Source organism: Aeromicrobium sp. JP4 (genome assembly GCF_054957925.1).
Genome location: NZ_CM143290.1, coordinates 3,014,988 through 3,032,530 on the forward strand (window position 1 = coordinate 3,014,988; position 17,543 = coordinate 3,032,530).

Genomic DNA, 17,543 nt, shown 5'->3' on the forward strand with positions numbered 1-17,543 from the left:
GCCGCCCCGAGCTCAGACCCGTGTGAGGGCCTTGTCGCGCCGCGCCGCAACGGCCGATCCGGACTCCCGGCGGGCCATGCGCTGCAGCAGTCGCGGAGCCAGGACCATCCCGATCACGGCCCACACCGTCAGCACCGCGACCGCCTGCCAGATCCGCCATTCCCCGCCGGGTTCGAGGGTGGCGGCCCAGTCGGGGAGCAGCGCCGCGCGCATCCCGGCCGCGAGCCAGTGCAGCGGGAAGAGCTGCCCGACGACCTCCACCCAGCGCGGCAGCCCGCCCGTGCTGAAGATCCCCGAGGCGTAGACGAGGGCGCCGATGACGACCATGCCCCAGCCGCCCACCGATCGGGGGTTCTTGAAGATCGAGCCCAGCACGAAGCCGATCGGCGCGCAGGCCAGCAGGCCCAACACGATCAGCGCGACGACGCCGACGAATCCCGGCACGCCGCGGTGCCAGAGGCCGTCCACGAGAGCCGTGGCGGCCGCGAGGATGATCGCGGAGCCGAAGATCGTCTCGTAGGTCACCCGCGCGGACTGGCCCACGACATAGCCGCGCATGCCTCGAGGGACGCTCTTCGCGCGCAGCAGGGTGCCGTCCTCGCGCTCGGTCACGACCACCGTGGCCAGCCCGTAGGCCGCGCCGAAGACCACCATCATCGCCAGCGCGTTGGGCACGATGAAGTGGGCCACGCTGATGTCGGCGTCCTCGATCATGTTGTCGCGGTTGAGGTACAGCACGACCGCGAGGATCCCGTTGAGGAGCACGTAGTACATGAGGTCCTCGGGTGCGCGGAGGCTGTTGCGGAACTCGATCCAGCCTCGCCGCATCCCGGAGCGGACGGCGACGTCGACGGCGGTCATGTGACCACCTCTCGTGGCTCGTCGGAGTGCTCGTGCCGGGCCACCATCGCCAGGTAGGTGTCCTCGAGGGTCGACCGGCGGACCTCGAGGTCGGCGATCCCGTCGGGGTGACGCGCGAGGAGGTCGCGCACGAAGTCGGTGCCGTCGGCGGTGGTGTGCACGTGGGCCTCGCCGTGATGGGTCCACCGCACCTCGGTGGTGCCCGAGATCTGCTCGGCGAGGGAGGCCGCGCTGCCGTCGGCCACGATGCGTCCGTGGTTCAGGATCAGGATCCGGTCGGCGAGCTTCTCCGCCTCGTTCAGGTCGTGCGTCGTCAGCAGGATGGTGGTGTCCTCCAGGTCGCTGAGCCGGCGCACGAGGGCGTGGAAGTCCCGGCGGGCCACGGGGTCGAAGCCGACCGTCGGCTCGTCGAGGAACAGCATCTCCGGCCGGCCGACGATGCCGATCGCGACGTCCAGCCGGCGCCGCTGGCCGCCCGAGAGCGACTTGACCTTCGCGCCGGCCTGGGCCGTCAGGCCGACCCGGTCCAGCAGCTCGTCGGTGGCGTAGGGGCGCGCGTGGTCGGGCGTGGCGTACGGCGCGTAGTACGAGCCGAACTGCTCGAGCAGCTCGCGCACCTGCCAGCGACCGTGGTCGCGCCACGACTGCAGCACCACCCCGACTCGCGAGCGCCACGCCTCGTCGGCCGTGAGCGGCGACTCGCCGAGGACGCGCACCGCGCCGTCGGACGGCTTGCGGAACCCCTCGAGGATCTCGATGGTGGTGGTCTTCCCGGCGCCGTTGGGGCCGAGCAGGGCCACCACCTCGCCGCGGCGCACCTCGAAGTCCAGGCCCTTGAGGACCTCCCGAGGTCCGTAGGACATGCGGAGTCCGGACGCGGTGACGACCGCGGGCTGCTGCGACGGGTCTGGATCCACGGGCTCGCTCTCGACGGGGAGGTTCGTCCGAACCTAGTACCGCCGCCGCGCCCGCAACAAGGACCCACCGCTTACGGACGAGCGGAGATCAGCGGTGCGATCTCGCGTGCGACGTCACGCGGTGCGTCGACCCAGAGCCCCACCCGGTCCGCGACGAGCTCGCCCTTGGACGAGCGCAAAGTGGTGACACCCGTGAGCTCGAGCTCGAGGTTGGTGCGGCCGCTCACGCCGAGCAGCAGCAGGTCGTCCTCGTGGTGCACGGAGCGGATCGTCCCCGGCAGCTCGTGCTCGACGAGCCGGCACCTCGCCACCGCGGAGAGCGGGACGTCGACCCAGGTGCGGGCGCCGCAGCGCAGCCGCAGCCGGTCGTCGTGCAGCAGGTGCGGGCGGACCCGGTAGGACGCCAGCAGCCCGAGCATCCACAGGACGCCCCAGACGCCGAGCACGAGCAACGGAAGCCGGATGGCGTCGGCCCACGCGGCGTCGACGTGGCGCAGCACCAGCTCGACCGCGACGGTCTCGGTGGCCGAGCCGAAGATCCACAGCCACAGCATCGGGCCGACGAGCTGCGCGTAGCCGATCGGCGTCGCACCGGCCGGCACGTCCGGACGGCGGGCGATCCAGCGGACGAGGGAGCGGTAGAGGGCGAGCTCCAGCAGCAGCGCCTCCCGCGCCAGGCCGAGCAGCCGCCGGGTGGTCACGTGCTCTCCTGCATGAGTCGCAGGAAGGTCGCGATGGTCTCGTCGAGCGTGGACTCGAACGCGGCCAGCCTGCGCTCGGGAACGTCGCCGAAGAGCTGCCGCGCGAGATTGGCATGGCTCTCACGGAGGTCGCGGATCGTCCGTTCGCCGACCTCGGTCGGGGTCACCAGGATGGCGCGGCGGTCGGTGGGGTGCGGCTCGCGGGTGACGTGTCCCGAGGCGACCAGGCCGTCCACGAGCCCGGTGACGTTCCGCGGCGTCACCTCCAGAGCGGCGGCGAGCGCCTGCTGCGTGCTGGGGCCGGACAGGCCGAGCATCCAGAGCACGTGGGTGCGGGCCGTGGTGAGTCCCGACTCCCGCTCGAACCGGCTCAGGTCGGACGCCATCAGCGACGAGAGGTGCAGCAGCTTGTCGAGCACGGTCGCCGGTTCGCGGGTCACATCGTGAGTCTACTTCACCATGTACCACGTTCACGAATCGCGATCGGATCGGGAAAAGCAGAAGGTCCGCCCTCGACGGACGGACCTCGGTGGTGCCAGCGTGCCCCCGGCAGGATTCGAACCTGCGCTCCCGCCTCCGGAGGGCGGTGCTCTATCCCCTGAGCTACGGGGGCCGCTCGCGGTGTGGGATACCGCGGGGACCAACGGTAGCGCACGAGTAGGTTGTAGCCGTGCCCCCCACCGTGCTGGTCGTCGACGACACGGCGTCCATTCGCTTCCTGATCCGCACCAACCTCGAACTGGCAGGCTTCGACGTGATCGAGGCGGAGGACGGACAGGACTGTCTCGACGTCCTCGCGTCCCTCGACGAGCTGCCGGGCCTCATCACGATGGACATGATGATGCCGCGCATGGACGGCGTCACCGCCATCACGCGCATCCGGGCCGATGCGCGTTACGCGGGCGTGGGGCTGGTCATGGTGTCCACCCAGAGCCAGCAGATCGACCTCAACCGCGCCGCGGCGGCCGGCGTCGACGACTACGTCACGAAGCCGTTCGACCCGGACACGCTCGTCGCGACCGTGCGCCGGGTCCTCGAATCCCGGCAGTAGCCCACGCAGATAGGCTGTGCCGGTGACCCCCGACCAGCTTTCCGACGCCATCGTCGCCGCCCTGACGTCCCTCGTGGACGCGGGCCGCGTGACCCTTCCCGACCCGGTCCCCACCCAGGTCCGCGTCGAGCGACCGAAGGTCAAGGAGCACGGCGACTACGCCACGAACATCGCGATGCAGCTGGGCAAGAAGGCCGGCATGAACCCGCGCGCGTTCGCCGAGCTGCTCGCCGCCGAGCTGGCCGCGTCCGACGGCATCGCAGGCGCCGAGGTGGCCGGCCCGGGCTTCCTCAACATCCGCGTCGCTGCGGGTGCCCAAGGCGAGATCGCGCGCCACGTCCTCGAGGCGGGGGAGGCCTACGGCTACGCGCCGCCCTCCGGCCGCAAGGTCGACATGGAGTTCATCAGCGCCAACCCCACGGGTCCGCTGCACCTCGGTCACACCCGCTGGGCGGCCGTGGGCGACGCGATCGGCCGCGTGATGGCGGCGGCGGGCGACGAGGTCACCCGTGAGTTCTACATCAACGACCGCGGCAACCAGATGGACAAGTTCGGTGCCTCCCTGATGGCGCGGGCCCACGGCCAGGAGCCGCCCGAGGACGGCTACCTGGGCGCCTACGTCGCCGACCTCGCCGCCCGGATCGTCGAGGACGACCCGTCGATCATGAGCCTGCCCGAGGACGAGCAGCTGGTGGCCTTCCGCGAGGCCGGCTACGCGCTGCAACTGGGCGAGCACCAGTCCGAGCTGGCCGAGTTCAACACCCACTTCGACGTCTGGTTCTCCGAGCGCTCGCTGCACGAGTCCGACGCCGTCGAGCGCGGCATGGCCAAGCTGCGCGAGCAGGGCCGGCTGTTCGAGTCCGAGGGCGCCACGTGGATGCGCACCACCGACTTCGGCGACGACAAGGACCGGGTGCTGCTGCGCGGCAACGGCGAGCTCACCTACTTCGCGTCCGACACGGCCTACTACGTCGACAAGCGCGACCGCGGCTTCGACACCTGCATCTACCTGCTCGGCGCCGACCACCACGGCTACGTCGGGCGCCTCAACGCGATGGCGGCCTGCGTCGGCGACACCCCGGGCGATCAGATCGAGGTCCTCATCGGCCAGCTCGTGAAGATCATGCAGGAGGGCAAGGAGCTCAAGCTCAGCAAGCGCGCCGGCACGATCGTGTCGCTGCGCGAGCTGATCGACCTGATCGGCGTCGACCCGCTGCGGTACACGCTGATCCGCTACCCGGCCGACTCGCCGCTCACGCTCGACGTCGCCGAGATGACGCGCAAGAGCAACGACAACCCCGTGTACTACGTGCAGTACGCGCACGCCCGGCTCTCGTCGATCATCCGCAACGGCGCCGACCTCGGCCTGACCGCCGACCTCGACCGGTTCGACCCGTCGCTGCTCGTCGAGGACCGCGCCGGCGACCTGCTGCGCGCGCTGGCCGAGTTCCCGCGGGTCGTGGCGCGCGCCGCCGAGCTGCGCGAGCCGCACCGCGTCGCCCGGTACCTCGAGGACACGGCCTCCACGTTCCACAAGTTCTACGACGTCTGCCGGGTCCTCCCGCAGGGCGATGAGGAGCCCACGGACACCCACCGCGCCCGTCTCGTGCTGGTCGCGGCCACGCGCCAGGTGGTCGCCACCGGGCTCGACCTGCTGGGCGTCTCGGCGCCGGAACGGATGTGACGATGCGATCGCACGAGGCAGGCGCCCTGCACGGCCAGGCCGGCACCCGTGGCCCCGAGTGGCTGCGCGAGCCCGACGACTCCAACGAGCTCGTGCCGCACCTGTGGTCGGCCAACGTCAGCAAGATCGACGGCGTCCTCACGATCGCGGGGGAGCCGGCCACGGACCTGGCGCAGGAGTTCGGCACGCCGCTCTACGTCGTCGACGAGGACGACTTCCGGGCGCGGGCCCGCGGCTTCCGCGAGGCGTTCCCCGCCGCCGACGTCTACTACGCCGGCAAGGCGTTCCTGTGCGTCGCCACGGCTCGTTGGATCGCCGAGGAGGGCCTCAACCTCGACGTGTGCACCGGGGGAGAGCTGGCGGTCGCGCTGCGCGCCGGGTTCCCGCCCGCCCGCATCGGCCACCACGGCAACAACAAGTCCGTCGCCGAGCTGCGGCGGGCCCTCGAGGTCGGCGTCGGCCGCATCGTCATCGACTCGTTCGAGGAGATCGACCGGCTCGCCGCCCTCAGCGCCGAGCTCGACGTGCGCGCCCCTGTCATGGTGCGGGTCACCGCCGGCGTCGAGGCGCACACGCACGAGTACATCTCCACCTCGCACGAGGACCAGAAGTTCGGCTTCTCCATCTCCGACGGCGCCGCGCTCGAGGCCGTCCGCCGGGTACTGGCCGCCGACGGCCTGGAGTTCCTCGGGCTGCACTCGCACATCGGCTCGCAGATCTTCGTCACCGACGGCTTCGAGGTCGCCGCGCGGCGCGTGCTGCGCCTGCACGAGCAGATCGCCCGCGAGCTCGGCGTCACCGCGCCCGAGCTCGACCTCGGCGGCGGCTTCGGCATCGCGTACACGACGCAGGACGACCCCCGGCCCGCCGAGGACCTGGGCCGCGAGATCGTCAAGATCGTCACCGACGAGTGCGCCGCCCTGAAGATCGACGTGCCCCATCTGTCGATCGAGCCCGGCCGCGCGATCGCCGGGCCCTCCACCTTCACGCTCTACGAGGTCGGCACCACCAAGGCCGTGGGCCTCGACGGCGGCGGCTCGCGGATGTACGTCTCGGTCGACGGCGGCATGAGCGACAACATCCGCCCCGCGCTCTACGGCGCCGACTACTCGTGCACCCTCGCGTCGCGCGAGTCCGAGGCCCGCCCGGTGCTCGCCCGCGTCGTGGGCAAGCACTGCGAGTCCGGCGACATCGTCGTGAAGTCCGAGTTCCTGCCCTCGGACATCGCCGCGGGCGACCTGCTGGCCGTGCCGGGCACCGGGGCCTACTGCCGCTCGCTGGCCAGCAACTACAACCACGTGCCGCGCGCGGCGGTCGTGGCCGTGCGCGACGGCGAGGCGCGCCTCATCCTGCGCCGCGAGACCGAGGACGACCTGCTCGCCCTCGACGTCGAGTGACCTGACGCCCTCCCCGCGCCGATCGGCGCGGGCACGGACAGGGGCACGAGCGGCAGCGCGTCGCCGCTAGTCTTGCCCGGTGACCACGTCCGCTCCCGCCCGCCCGATCCGCATCGCGATGCTCGGCTGTGGTGTCGTCGGCACCGAGGTCGCCCGGTTCCTCCTGCGTGACGCCGAGGAGCTCGGCCGCCGCGTCGGTGCACCGGTCGAGCTGGTCGGGATCGCCGTCCGTCGCCTCGAGCGCACGCGCAGCCTCGACATCCCCTCCGAGCTCTTCACCACCGACGCCAAGGCCCTCGTCACCCGGGGCGACCTCGACGTCGTCATCGAGGTCATCGGCGGCATCGAGCCCGCCCGCGAGCTCATCCTGGCCGCTCTCGAGAGCGGCGCGTCGGTCGTCACCGCGAACAAGGCCCTGCTGGCCGAGGACGGCGACACTCTCTACGAGGCGGCGGTCAAGGCCGAGCGCGACCTCTACTACGAGGCCGCCGTCGCCGGTGCCATCCCGATCGTCCGCCCGTTGCGCGAGTCGCTCGCCGGCGACCGGGTCGAGCGGGTGCTGGGCATCGTCAACGGCACCACCAACTTCATCCTCGACGCCATGACCACCACGGGCGCGGGCTTCGACGACGCGCTCGACGAGGCCCAGCGCCTCGGGTTCGCCGAGGCCGATCCCACCGCCGACGTGGAGGGCTTCGACGCCGCCGCCAAGGCCGCGATCCTGGCCGGTCTGGCGTTCCACACCCGCGTCACCATCGCCGACGTCCACCGCGAGGGCATCACCGAGGTCACCGCCGCCGATGTGGCGTCAGCCTCCGAGATCGGCTCGGTCGTCAAGCTGCTGGCGATCTGCGAGATCGACCCCGAGGGCACCGCGGTGTCCGTGCGCGTCCACCCCGCGATGATCCCGGCCACGCATCCGCTGGCCAGCGTCCGCGGCGCCTACAACGCGGTCTTCGTCGAGAGCGAGGCCGCCGGCCAGCTCATGTTCTACGGCCCCGGCGCCGGCGGCGCACCCACTGCGAGCGCGGTCCTCGGCGACGTGGTCACCGTGGCCCGCCATCGCGTCGACGGCGTCTTCGGCCCCGGCGAGACCGCGCACGCCCAGGTCGAGGTGCTCGACATCGGCCGGGCCCGCACGCGGTACCACGTCCAGATCGACGTCGAGGACCGTCCGGGTGTGCTGGCCGCCGTCGCGGAGGCGTTCGCCGTCCACGACGTCTCGATCAAGACGGTCCGCCAGGAGGGCCGCGGCGGCGACGCCCAGCTCGTCGTCGTCACCCATGAGGCCGACGACGCCGCACTCGCGGCGACGGTGCGTCAGCTCCGCGACCTGGAGATGGTGCGCGGGGTCTCGTCGGTCATGCGAGTCGAAGGAGTGTCGTGATGGCCAGCCCGTGGCGCGGAGTCATCGAGGAGTACCGGGACCGGATCCCGCTCGAGCCGGGCGCGACCGTCGTGTCGCTGGGGGAGGGCGGCACGCCGCTCATCCACTCGGCGTGGCTGTCCGGCCTCGTCGGCGGCGACGTCTGGGTGAAGGTCGAGGGGAACAACCCCACCGGCTCCTTCAAGGACCGCGGCATGACCACGGCGATCTCCGCAGCGGTCGCCGAGGGCGCCAAGGCGGTCGTGTGCGCCTCCACCGGCAACACCTCGGCATCGATGACGGCCTATGCCGCGCGCGCCGGCCTCACCCCGATCGTGCTCGTGCCCCAGGGCAAGATCGCGGCCGGGAAGATGGCCCAGGCGGTCATGCACGGCGGTGACATCATCCAGGTCCGCGGCAACTTCGACGACTGCCTGAACATGTCGCGCGGGCTCGCCAAGGAGTACCCCGTCGCGCTGGTCAACTCGGTCAACCCGATGCGCCTCGAGGGTCAGAAGACCGCCTCGTTCGAGATCGTCGACGTGCTCGGCCGGGCCCCCGACATCCACGTCCTCCCGGTCGGCAACGCCGGCAACATCAGCGCGTACTGGAAGGGCTTCGTGGAGTACCACGAGTCCGGCGACGCCTCCTCGCGTCCGCGGATGTGGGGCTTCCAGGCCGCCGGCGCCGCGCCGTTGGTGCGGGGCGAGGTCGTCACCCACCCCGAGACCATCGCCACCGCGATCCGGATCGGCAACCCGGCCTCCTGGACGCTGGCCGAGAACGCCCGCGACGAGTCGGGCGGCCGGATCGACGCGGTGAGCGACGAGCAGATCCTGCACGCCCAGCGCGAGCTCGGGCGCCACGAGGGCATCTTCGTCGAGCCCGCGTCCGCCGCGGGCGTCGCCGGTCTGCTTGCCGCCGTCCAGGCGGGGGAGGTGCCGACCGGCCTGACGATCACGGTCACCGTCACCGGGCACGGCCTGAAGGACATCGACACGCCGCTGTCGCAGATCGGCTCGATCGTCGACACGGTCGTCGACGCCGACGTGCACGCGGCCGCCGAGGCGGCCGGGCTCGCATGACCTTCGTCGACGTGCCGGTGACCGTCCGGGTCCCGGCCACCAGCGCCAATCTCGGACCCGGCTTCGACTCCCTCGGGATGGCGCTGTCCTGGTACGACGAGGTCACGGCCGAGGTCACCACCTCGGGCCTGACGTTCGACATCGAGGGCGAGGGTGCCGACGAGGTCCCGCGCGACGAGACGCACCTGCTGTACCGCGCGATGGACGCCGCGTTCGACCTCCTCGGCGAGAAGCCGGCGGGCCTGCACCTGACGTGCCGCAACACGATTCCCCACGGCCGCGGCCTGGGCTCCTCGGCCGCGGCGATCGCCGCGGGCGTCGTGCTCGCCCGCGCCCTGGTCGTCGGCGGCGACGAGCGCGTCGACGACACCACGCTCTTCGGCCTGGCCACCGATCTCGAGGGCCACCCCGACAACGTCGCGCCGGCGCTGTTCGGCGGCTTCACCATCTCGTGGATCGAGGGCGCCGCGGCCGAGACGCTGCGGCTCGACGTCGAGGCCGACGTCACCGTGTTCGTCCCGCCCGAGCCGGTCGCCACCTCCGTGGCTCGCGGCCTGCTGCCCGAGCAGGTCCCGCACGGCGACGCCTCCTTCAACGCCGGGCGCACGGCCCTGCTGGTGGCGGCACTCACGTCCGCGCCCGAGCGGCTGATCTCGGCCACCGAGGACCGGTTGCACCAGCCGTACCGCGCCGAGGCGATGCCCGACTCCTACAAGCTGGTCCGCCAGCTGCGTGTCGAGGGCGTGCCCGCGGTCATCTCCGGAGCCGGCCCGACGGTGCTGGCATTCGCGCACGGACTCGAGGCCTGGAGCCCGGCCGGATGGGCTCGACGCGAACTGCGCGTGTCGCCCGAAGGCGTGCACTTCCGGTCCTGAGTGCGTGTTACAGTGAAGTTGTCGGAGTCGAGTCTCTCTCCCCGACACCATGCCACCTCTCAGCCCGTCGGATACGGGCGAACCTGAACGAGACGCGACGTCGGCCAACCCGATAGGCGCCCACCCAGGAAGCGTGGCCTCCCGAAAAAGGACAACGTGTGACGGAATCAACCACGGTCGATCCCACGCCCGCGGACGGTGCCGACAAGGCCCCCGCGAAGGCCCCCCGCAAGACCGGGGGAGCGCTCGGCGGAAAGGTGATCGCCGAACTCCAGGAGATCGCCGCCGGCCTCGGCATCGAGGGTGCCGCCAAGATGCGCAAGGGTCAGCTGATCGACGCCATCAAGACCGCCCGCGGTGACGCGAAGCCGGTCGAGGCGCCCCGTGCCAGCCAGGACAGCCAGGACAGCCAGGACAGCCAGGACACGCTCATCGACGTGCCGGCCGAGACCACGACCAAGGCCAGGACGACGAAGCGCCCGGCGCGCGCCAGCCGCGCCGCCGGTGCCCCCACGTCCTCCGCGCCGGTCGAGCAGGCCGAGACGCGCGAGAGCGACGCCGCCGAGACCGCCGCGCCGGCCGAGACGTCCGACCAGGGCGAGACCCGTCGCGACCGCTCGCAGGGCGAGAAGCAGTCCGACCAGGCTCAGGGCGACCGCTCGCAGGGTGAGAAGCAGGCCGAGAAGGGCCAGGGCGACCGCTCGCGCGGCGAGAAGCAGGCCGACAAGGGTCAGGACGACCGCTCGCGCGGCGAAAAGCAGGCCGACAAGGGCCAGGAGGATCGTCGCGACCGCGAGTCCGGCGACCGCGAGGGCAACCGCGGCCAGGGTCGCCAGGATCGTCAGGGCGGCAACCAGAACCGTCAGGATCGCCAGGACCGCCAGGACCGCCAGGGTGGCGGCCAGCGCACGCAGGGTGGCGGCCAGAACCGCGACCAGAGCCGCGACCAGAACCGTGACCAGGACGACGACGGCGGACGCCGCCGCAACCGTCGCGGCCGCAACCGCGGCGGCAGCACGGGCCGCGGCCTCGAGGACAACCCCACCTTCACCGAGGACGACGTCCTGGTGCCGGCCGCGGGCATCCTCGACATCCACGACAACTACGCGTTCGTGCGCACCACGGGCTACCTGCCCAGCGAGAACGACGTCTACGTCTCGATGGCGCTCGTGCGCAAGCTCGGCCTGCGCCGCGGTGACGCGATCACCGGCCAGGTGCGCCAGCCCCGTGAGGGCGAGCGCAAGGAGAAGTTCAACCCGATGGTCAAGGTCGACTCGGTCAACGGGTCGGACGCCGACGAGGCCAAGCGCCGCGTCGACTTCTCCAAGCTGACGCCGCTCTACCCCTCGGAGCGCCTGCGCCTCGAGGGCGAGGCCGGTGGCCTGACGGGTCGCGTCATCGACCTCGTCTCGCCGATCGGCAAGGGCCAGCGCGGCCTCATCGTCTCGCCGCCCAAGGCGGGCAAGACGATGGTGATGCAGCAGGTCGCCAACGCGATCACCGAGAACAACCCCGAGTGCCACCTGATGATCGTCCTGGTGGACGAGCGTCCGGAGGAGGTCACCGACTTCCAGCGCACCGTCAAGGGCGAGGTCATCGCCTCTACGTTCGACCGTCCGGCCTCCGACCACACCACCGTGGCCGAGCTCGCGATCGAGCGCGCCAAGCGCCTCGTCGAGCTGGGCCACGACGTGGTCGTGCTGCTCGACGGCATCACCCGCCTGGGCCGTGCCTACAACCTGGCCGCGCCCGCTTCCGGGCGCATCATGTCCGGCGGCGTCGACTCCTCGGCGCTGTACCCGCCGAAGAAGTTCTTCGGCGCGGCGCGCAACATCGAGGACGGCGGCTCGCTGACCATCCTGGCCACCGCGCTGATCGAGACCGGCTCGCGCATGGACGAGGTCATCTTCGAGGAGTTCAAGGGCACCGGCAACTGGGAGCTGCGCCTGCGCCGCGAGTTCGCGGACAAGCGCATCTTCCCGGCGATCGACGTCGACGCCTCCAGCACCCGTCGCGAGGAGCTGCTCATGGCCCGTGACGAGCTGGCCATCGTGTGGAAGCTGCGCCGCCTGCTCTCGGGCCTCGACGGACAGCAGGGCCTCGAGCTCATCCTGGGCAAGCTCAAGAAGACGCAGAACAACGTCGAGTTTCTCATGGAGATCAACAAGACGATGCCCGGCGGTGCGAGCAACGGCGAGAACTGATCGCCGGCGGCCGCCGCGCCGCCACCTGAGGAGCCTCGAAGGCCCGGTTCCCGCGAGGGGGCCGGGCCTTCGTCGCTAGGCTCGCCACATGACCACCGCCTGGGACTTCAGCGCCACCACGATCGACGGCATGGAGCAGCAGCTCGCCGACTACCGCGGCAAGGTCGCGCTCGTCGTCAACACCGCCTCGCAGTGCGGCTTCACGCCGCAGTACGGACCCCTGCAGGACCTCTACGACACCTACGCCGATCGCGGCTTCGTCGTGCTGGGCTTCCCGTGCGACCAGTTCGGAGGTCAGGAGCCGGGCGCCGAGGACGAGATCGCCACGTTCTGCGAGTCGCAGTTCGGCGTGCAGTTCCCGATGTTCTCCAAGGTGAAGGTCAACGGCTCGGACGCCCACCCGCTCTTCCAGTGGCTGAAGTCGGAGAAGAAGGGCGTCCTCGGAGGTGCGATCAAGTGGAACTTCACCAAGTTCCTGGTCGACACCGAGGGCACGGTGGTCAAGCGCTACGGCTCGACGACGAGCCCCGAGGACATCGCGAAGGACATCGAGGCGCTGCTTCCGGCCTGATCGCTGCCGGTCAGGAGCCGCTGGGGTCCTTGCGGCGCCGTCCGACCTGCTTGTCGTCGCCGGGCAGGATCGTGCGACGGGCGACGGGGCGCTGCTCGTTGCGCAGCGTCGTGTCCTCCTCGGTGAGGATGCGCCGGGCGCTGGTGGCCGTGATGATCGAGACGATCGTGAGAATGACCCACGCCAGCGCGGCGACGAGTCCGACGGCCGCGATCACGGTGATGGCACGGCTGCGGCCGTACTCGGTGGCGATGTAGACCCCGGCGCCGCCGATCACGACGAGCATCACCAGCGTGATGGCAATGGTCTTGAGTCTCCCGGTCCCCATGAGGGTCATAGTAGGCGGTGCCCCGGGATTTGAGGACAGGGGAACACCCTGGGCCCGATTTGGGTTATGCAAGGTGCCACTGGCAGAATCAATCCTTGGTTCCGGTTCACGGTCCGCACCCGCGTCCCGACCCGGCGACCCCACGAGAGGACATCATGAAGAAGGACATCCACCCCGCGTACGTGGAGACCCAGGTCACCTGCACCTGCGGCAACTCGTTCACCACCCGCAGCACGGCCACCGAGGGCTCCCTCCGCGCCGATGTCTGCTCGGCCTGCCACCCGTTCTACACGGGCAAGCAGAAGATCCTCGACACCGGCGGTCGCGTCGCCCGGTTCGAGAAGCGCTACGGCAAGAAGTAGGACTTCTCCGGCGCCGGTCGCTCTGATGGAGCGACCGGCGCCGTTGTCGTGTCCGGGCACCCGAGCGCAGGAGGTGACGACGTGTTCGAAGCAGTCGAGTCGTTGATCGGCGAGCACGCCGAGGTCGAGCAGCAGTTGGCCGACCCCGCCGTGCACTCCGACGCGCGCCGCGCCCGCGACCTCGGACGCCGCTACGCCGAGCTGACGGCGATCATCCGCGTCTACCGCGAGTGGCAGGACGCCGGCGAGGACCTCGTCGCCGCCCAGGAGCTGCACATGACCGAGGAGGCGGCCGACCTCGAACGCCGCGTCCCCGAGCTCGCCGAGCGCCTCGAGCGCATGCTCGTCCCGCGTGATCCCGCCGACGGCAAGGACGTGATCCTCGAGATCAAGGGTGGCGAGGGCGGCGACGAGTCGGCGCTGTTCGCCGCGGACCTGATGCGGATGTACTCGCGGTTCGCCGAGCGGCACGGGTGGAAGGTCGAGGTGCTCGACTCCACCGAGACCACGCTCGGCGGCTACAAGTCGGTCACGGCCGCGGTGAAGGCCAAGGGCACCCCCGAGCCGGGGGAGGCGCCCTACGCGAAGCTCAAGTTCGAGGGCGGCGTGCACCGCGTCCAACGCGTTCCCGTCACCGAGTCGCAGGGGCGCATCCACACGTCGGCCGCCGGTGTCCTGGTGCTGCCCGAGGCCGAGGACGTCGACGTCCAGGTCAACGACAACGACCTGCGGATCGACGTCTTCCGCTCGTCCGGACCGGGCGGGCAGAGCGTCAACACCACCGACTCGGCCGTGCGGATCACGCACCTGCCCACCGGGATCGTCGTGAGCTGCCAGAACGAGAAGTCGCAGCTGCAGAACAAGGAGCAGGCGATGCGCATCCTGCGCTCCCGCCTGCTCGACGCGGCGCAGGCCGAGGCCGACGCCGCGGCCTCCGACGCGCGCCGCTCGCAGGTGCGCACGGTCGACCGCTCCGAGCGGGTGCGCACCTACAACTTCCCCGAGAACCGGATCTCGGACCACCGCACGGGGTTCAAGGCCTACAACCTCGACCAGGTCATCGACGGCGCCCTCGACGACGTGATCGGCTCGCTGGTCGAGGCCGACCTGGCCGACCGCCTCGCGGCACTCGAGGACCGCCCGTGAGCACCCGCCGCCTCCTGGAGGAGGCCGCCGCCACGCTCGAGCAGGGTGGGGTCGGGTCCCCGCGTCACGACGCCGAGGTGCTGCTGAGCCACGTCACCGGCACGCCGCGGGCGCTGCTCACGCTCACCGCGCGCGTCGACGACGTCCAGCGCCGCACCTACCTCGAGATGATCGCGGCCCGGGCCCGCCGGGTCCCGCTGCAGCACATCACCGGCACGGCCGCCTTCCGCTACGTCGACGTGGAGGTGGGTCCCGGCGTCTTCGTGCCACGCCCCGAGACCGAGCTGCTCGCGGGGTGGGCGATCGACGCCGCGCGCGAGGTCCTGCAGCAGCAGGGGCGCCCGCCCGTCGTCGTCGAGCTGTGCGCCGGCTCCGGCGCGATCTCGCTCTCGGTGGTGCACGAGGTGCCCGAGGCGCGGGTGCACGCCGTCGAGCTCGACGAGTCCGCCCACGGTTGGGCGATGCAGAACCTCGATGGCACCGGGGTCGACCTGCGTCGCGGCGACATGGCCGACGCGTTCCCCGAGCTCGACGGCACGGTGGACGTCGTGGTGGTGAACCCGCCCTACATCCCGCTTGACGCATGGGAGTCGGTGGCGCCGGAGGCCCGCGACCACGATCCGCAGCTCGCGCTGTGGTCCGGCGACGACGGCCTCGACGCGATGCGCGTGGTCGAGCAGGTCGCCTGGCGGCTGCTGCGCTCCGGCGGCGGCGTCGGCGCCGAGCACGCCGACGCCCAGGGCGAGAGCGCCCCGGCCGTCTTCACCTCGCGCTGGGCCGAGGTCCGCGACCACGCCGACCTCGCCGACCGGCCCCGCTTCGTCACCGCCCGCCGCCCCTGACCCCGCGCCACTCAGAACCGCCCCCGAACCGCGCCCCCGGACCGCGAGTGGCGCAAATTCGCCCGCCACTCGTCGAGTGGCGGGCGATTCTGCGCCACTCGTGCCCCCGGTTTGCGCCACTCGAGACGTCAGGCGCGAGCACGCGGCGAGGTCGACCGCATGAAGCGCGTCATCCGCTTCTCCAACGCTGTGTGGCCCTCGCGCGTGAGACTCGACCGCTGGATCTCGGCGCGGGCGTCGGCGGCGCTGAAGGCCTGCGGTCGCCCTAGCGCCTCGGCAGCCATCCGCACGATCTCCTCGGGCTGGCGGCAGATCTCCACGAAGGTGTAGCCGGCTCGACGGATCCCGAGTCGGTGCAGCAGCCTTTCACGCCGGAGATCCCTTCGATGAGTGGAGGCGTCGCGGTGGTCGGCCCCGTCGAACTCCGGCGCGTACGACGTGCCCCGCACCCGCAGGTCCAGTGTCAGGAGCAGCGTGCCGTCGTGCTCGCGGTACTCGACCTGCGAGTCGACCGCGATACCGCTCAGCGTGTGCACGAGGCGCAGCGCGGACTCACCTGCCGACTCGCTCCGACCATCGCAGTACGTCAGCGCCCGGCGGAGCACGCGGACGCCGCGCCGACCGGGCACGAGCGCCTCGCGCAGGTGCGGCACGGTCGTGTGCCCGGCGGCGAGTGCGGAGTCGATCACCGTGACCAGGTCGACCAGGCTCAGCGTCTCGGCGAGCTCGATGACCGTCCACTCGGGCGACGCGATGGCAACGCCACCGGCGGCGGTCCGATGGCGAGCCGGGATGGCACACCGCCGGACGTAGACGCCGCGACGGTCCAGGTGGGGCGCTTCGCCGTTCGTGCAGACGATCACCGGGATGCGTACACCCCGGGGCACCGTCCAGCCGCGCAACACAGCGGCAGTCAGATGGGTCGCGACGGCGTCAGTCGGCATCACGCGAAGCGCCGCGATCGTGCGGGTGCGGAGGTCGTCGGACTCGCTGGAGGCGACGGCGACGCCGTTGACGGGGTGGGCGAACGACCGGCGGCGGAGCTGTTTGGGAGTCAGCCCGTACGCGGCGGCGTCGCGGTGCAGGATCGGTTCCATCGCGCCAGCGTCGGGCGCGAGAGCTCCGGCGTCGAACGCTCCTCCACAGTTCGCCCTCGAGTGGCGCAAACCGGGTTCGCGAGTGGCGCAGAATTGCCCGCCACTCGGCGAGTGGCGGGCGAAATTGCGCCACTCGCGGTTGGGGGGGGCGGGGGAGTCAGGCGACGCGCGCGCGGGGGCCGGCGTCGGCGATGCGGTAGAGGCCCCACCCGATGCCGACGAGGCCGATCGCCTGCAGCGCCAGCGTCCCCGGCGACGTGGGCAGCGACTCCTGGAACAGCACCGATCCGAGCACGATCGACAGCAGCACGGAGGTCACGTTCAGCACGGGCATGGAGTGCGAGAGGCGCGACAACTGGTAGGCCCGCTGGTTGAGCGACATCGCCAGGAACGCGCACGACAGCAGCACCCAGGGCGACCAGGTGCCGAGGAACCCCGGGACGCCGTGCGTGCTGATCGCCTCGCCCACGACCTTCATGAGGCAGGCGGTGATGCCGAAGAGCATGCCGGCGGTCATCCCGAGCACGAACGCCGCCATGCCGCGCCGGGGCAGATCGTTGGCGAACCGGGTCACCACCAGCGCGATCACCACGCCGGTGCCGGCCACCGCGAGCATCCAGGAGGTCGGCGCGGTCGCGCCCTCGTGGCTGGTGTCCGCGACCGAGACCACGGCGATCAGCGAGGCGATCGTGACGGTGACTCCCACGAGCTCGTTCCGGCTTGGCCACCGGCGGTCCAGCGACGATCGAACGACGACCGCGAGGACCACGCCCAGCAGGATGATCGGCTGGACCAGCGAGAGGGTGCCGAGGTTGAGCGCGACCGCGTGCAGCAGCCACGCCATCAGGCCGATGGTGCTCCCCGCGAGCCAGCGCGGGCTGCGCAGCAGCTGCAGCAGCACGAGGAGGGGGTGCGTGACGGTGAGGTGGACGCGTCCGGCGGCCAGGTGCTGGAAGGAGGTCGAGAACGCGAAGCCGAGCGCGGAGCCCAGGGCGAACAGCGCGGCCAGCGTCGGGGACGGGGTCATGGGGTCACGACGGTCGGGACCGGCCTGGA

The 17,543-nt window shown here is 71.4% G+C and carries 18 protein-coding genes and 1 tRNA gene; 11 read left to right on the top strand and 8 right to left on the bottom strand.

Annotated elements, in window-relative coordinates:
* Positions 1 to 12: 12 nt before the first annotated feature.
* From ACY1JX_RS14820 to ACY1JX_RS14840, 5 genes are all read right to left on the bottom strand, one after another.
* Positions 13 to 861, bottom strand: a complete 849-nt coding sequence (locus tag ACY1JX_RS14820) for an ABC transporter permease (RefSeq protein WP_462564444.1) — start codon at positions 859 to 861, stop codon at positions 13 to 15.
* Positions 858 to 1,778: an ABC transporter ATP-binding protein gene (locus ACY1JX_RS14825; protein ID WP_462564445.1), complete on the bottom strand. Its 921-nt coding sequence runs from the start codon at positions 1,776 to 1,778 to the stop codon at positions 858 to 860. Before ACY1JX_RS14825 ends, ACY1JX_RS14820 begins: the two co-directional genes overlap by 4 nt.
* Before the next feature lie 71 nt (positions 1,779 to 1,849).
* Entirely contained in the window at positions 1,850 to 2,479 is a 630-nt protein-coding gene (locus ACY1JX_RS14830) for a hypothetical protein (protein WP_462564446.1), read from the bottom strand.
* A complete protein-coding gene (locus ACY1JX_RS14835; RefSeq protein ID WP_462564447.1) occupies positions 2,476 to 2,919 on the bottom strand; it encodes a MarR family winged helix-turn-helix transcriptional regulator in 444 nt (147 codons plus the stop codon). The genes ACY1JX_RS14830 and ACY1JX_RS14835 overlap by 4 nt, the downstream gene beginning before the upstream one ends.
* A 101-nt stretch (positions 2,920 to 3,020) precedes the next feature.
* Positions 3,021 to 3,092 (bottom strand) — tRNA-Arg (locus ACY1JX_RS14840).
* A 57-nt stretch (positions 3,093 to 3,149) separates the two neighbouring features.
* Here ACY1JX_RS14840 and ACY1JX_RS14845 point away from each other — a divergent pair.
* The 8 genes from ACY1JX_RS14845 (at position 3,150) to ACY1JX_RS14880 (ending at position 12,712) form a co-directional block, all read left to right on the top strand.
* Positions 3,150 to 3,530, top strand: coding sequence for a response regulator (locus ACY1JX_RS14845; protein ID WP_181756560.1), 381 nt, complete (start codon positions 3,150 to 3,152; stop codon positions 3,528 to 3,530).
* 22 nt (positions 3,531 to 3,552) lie between these two features.
* Positions 3,553 to 5,214, top strand: a complete 1,662-nt coding sequence (argS, locus tag ACY1JX_RS14850) for an arginine--tRNA ligase (RefSeq protein ID WP_462564448.1) — start codon at positions 3,553 to 3,555, stop codon at positions 5,212 to 5,214.
* Between the two features lie 2 nt (positions 5,215 to 5,216).
* A complete protein-coding gene (gene lysA, locus ACY1JX_RS14855; RefSeq protein ID WP_462564449.1) occupies positions 5,217 to 6,611 on the top strand; it encodes a diaminopimelate decarboxylase in 1,395 nt (464 codons plus the stop codon).
* 118 nt (positions 6,612 to 6,729) lie between these two features.
* Positions 6,730 to 7,998 (top strand): homoserine dehydrogenase, encoded by a 1,269-nt coding sequence (locus ACY1JX_RS14860; protein WP_462565894.1) that lies wholly within the window; start codon positions 6,730 to 6,732, stop codon positions 7,996 to 7,998.
* Entirely contained in the window at positions 7,998 to 9,062 is a 1,065-nt protein-coding gene (gene thrC, locus ACY1JX_RS14865; RefSeq protein WP_462564450.1) for a threonine synthase, read from the top strand. Before ACY1JX_RS14860 ends, thrC begins: the two co-directional genes overlap by 1 nt.
* Positions 9,059 to 9,937, top strand: coding sequence for a homoserine kinase (gene thrB, locus ACY1JX_RS14870; RefSeq protein ID WP_181756565.1), 879 nt, complete (start codon positions 9,059 to 9,061; stop codon positions 9,935 to 9,937). The genes thrC and thrB overlap by 4 nt, the downstream gene beginning before the upstream one ends.
* A gap of 158 nt (positions 9,938 to 10,095) precedes the next feature.
* Positions 10,096 to 12,141: a transcription termination factor Rho gene (rho, locus tag ACY1JX_RS14875; protein WP_462564451.1), complete on the top strand. Its 2,046-nt coding sequence runs from the start codon at positions 10,096 to 10,098 to the stop codon at positions 12,139 to 12,141.
* A gap of 88 nt (positions 12,142 to 12,229) precedes the next feature.
* Complete coding sequence (locus ACY1JX_RS14880) at positions 12,230 to 12,712, top strand: glutathione peroxidase (protein ID WP_181756567.1); 483 nt, start codon at positions 12,230 to 12,232, stop codon at positions 12,710 to 12,712.
* Positions 12,713 to 12,722: 10 nt separating this feature from the next.
* On the opposite strand, the gene ACY1JX_RS14885 is transcribed toward ACY1JX_RS14880, so the two are convergent.
* Entirely contained in the window at positions 12,723 to 13,040 is a 318-nt protein-coding gene (locus ACY1JX_RS14885) for a hypothetical protein (RefSeq protein ID WP_286929144.1), read from the bottom strand.
* A gap of 155 nt (positions 13,041 to 13,195) precedes the next feature.
* Here ACY1JX_RS14885 and rpmE point away from each other — a divergent pair, with 155 nt between their 5' ends.
* The 3 genes from rpmE to prmC all read left to right on the top strand — a co-directional run bounded on the left by rpmE (position 13,196) and on the right by prmC (position 15,390).
* A complete protein-coding gene (rpmE, locus tag ACY1JX_RS14890; RefSeq protein WP_078700513.1) occupies positions 13,196 to 13,402 on the top strand; it encodes a 50S ribosomal protein L31 in 207 nt (68 codons plus the stop codon).
* A gap of 81 nt (positions 13,403 to 13,483) precedes the next feature.
* Positions 13,484 to 14,548: a peptide chain release factor 1 gene (prfA, locus tag ACY1JX_RS14895; protein WP_462564452.1), complete on the top strand. Its 1,065-nt coding sequence runs from the start codon at positions 13,484 to 13,486 to the stop codon at positions 14,546 to 14,548.
* Positions 14,545 to 15,390 (top strand): peptide chain release factor N(5)-glutamine methyltransferase, encoded by an 846-nt coding sequence (gene prmC, locus ACY1JX_RS14900; protein ID WP_462564453.1) that lies wholly within the window; start codon positions 14,545 to 14,547, stop codon positions 15,388 to 15,390. The genes prfA and prmC overlap by 4 nt, the downstream gene beginning before the upstream one ends.
* Before the next feature lie 128 nt (positions 15,391 to 15,518).
* Here the strand turns inward: prmC and ACY1JX_RS14905 are convergent, their stop codons facing one another.
* Positions 15,519 to 16,487, bottom strand: a complete 969-nt coding sequence (locus tag ACY1JX_RS14905) for a hypothetical protein (protein ID WP_286929139.1) — start codon at positions 16,485 to 16,487, stop codon at positions 15,519 to 15,521.
* 157 nt (positions 16,488 to 16,644) lie between these two features.
* A complete protein-coding gene (locus ACY1JX_RS14910) occupies positions 16,645 to 17,514 on the bottom strand; it encodes a DMT family transporter (RefSeq protein WP_462564454.1) in 870 nt (289 codons plus the stop codon).
* Between the last annotated feature and the right edge of the window lie 29 nt (positions 17,515 to 17,543).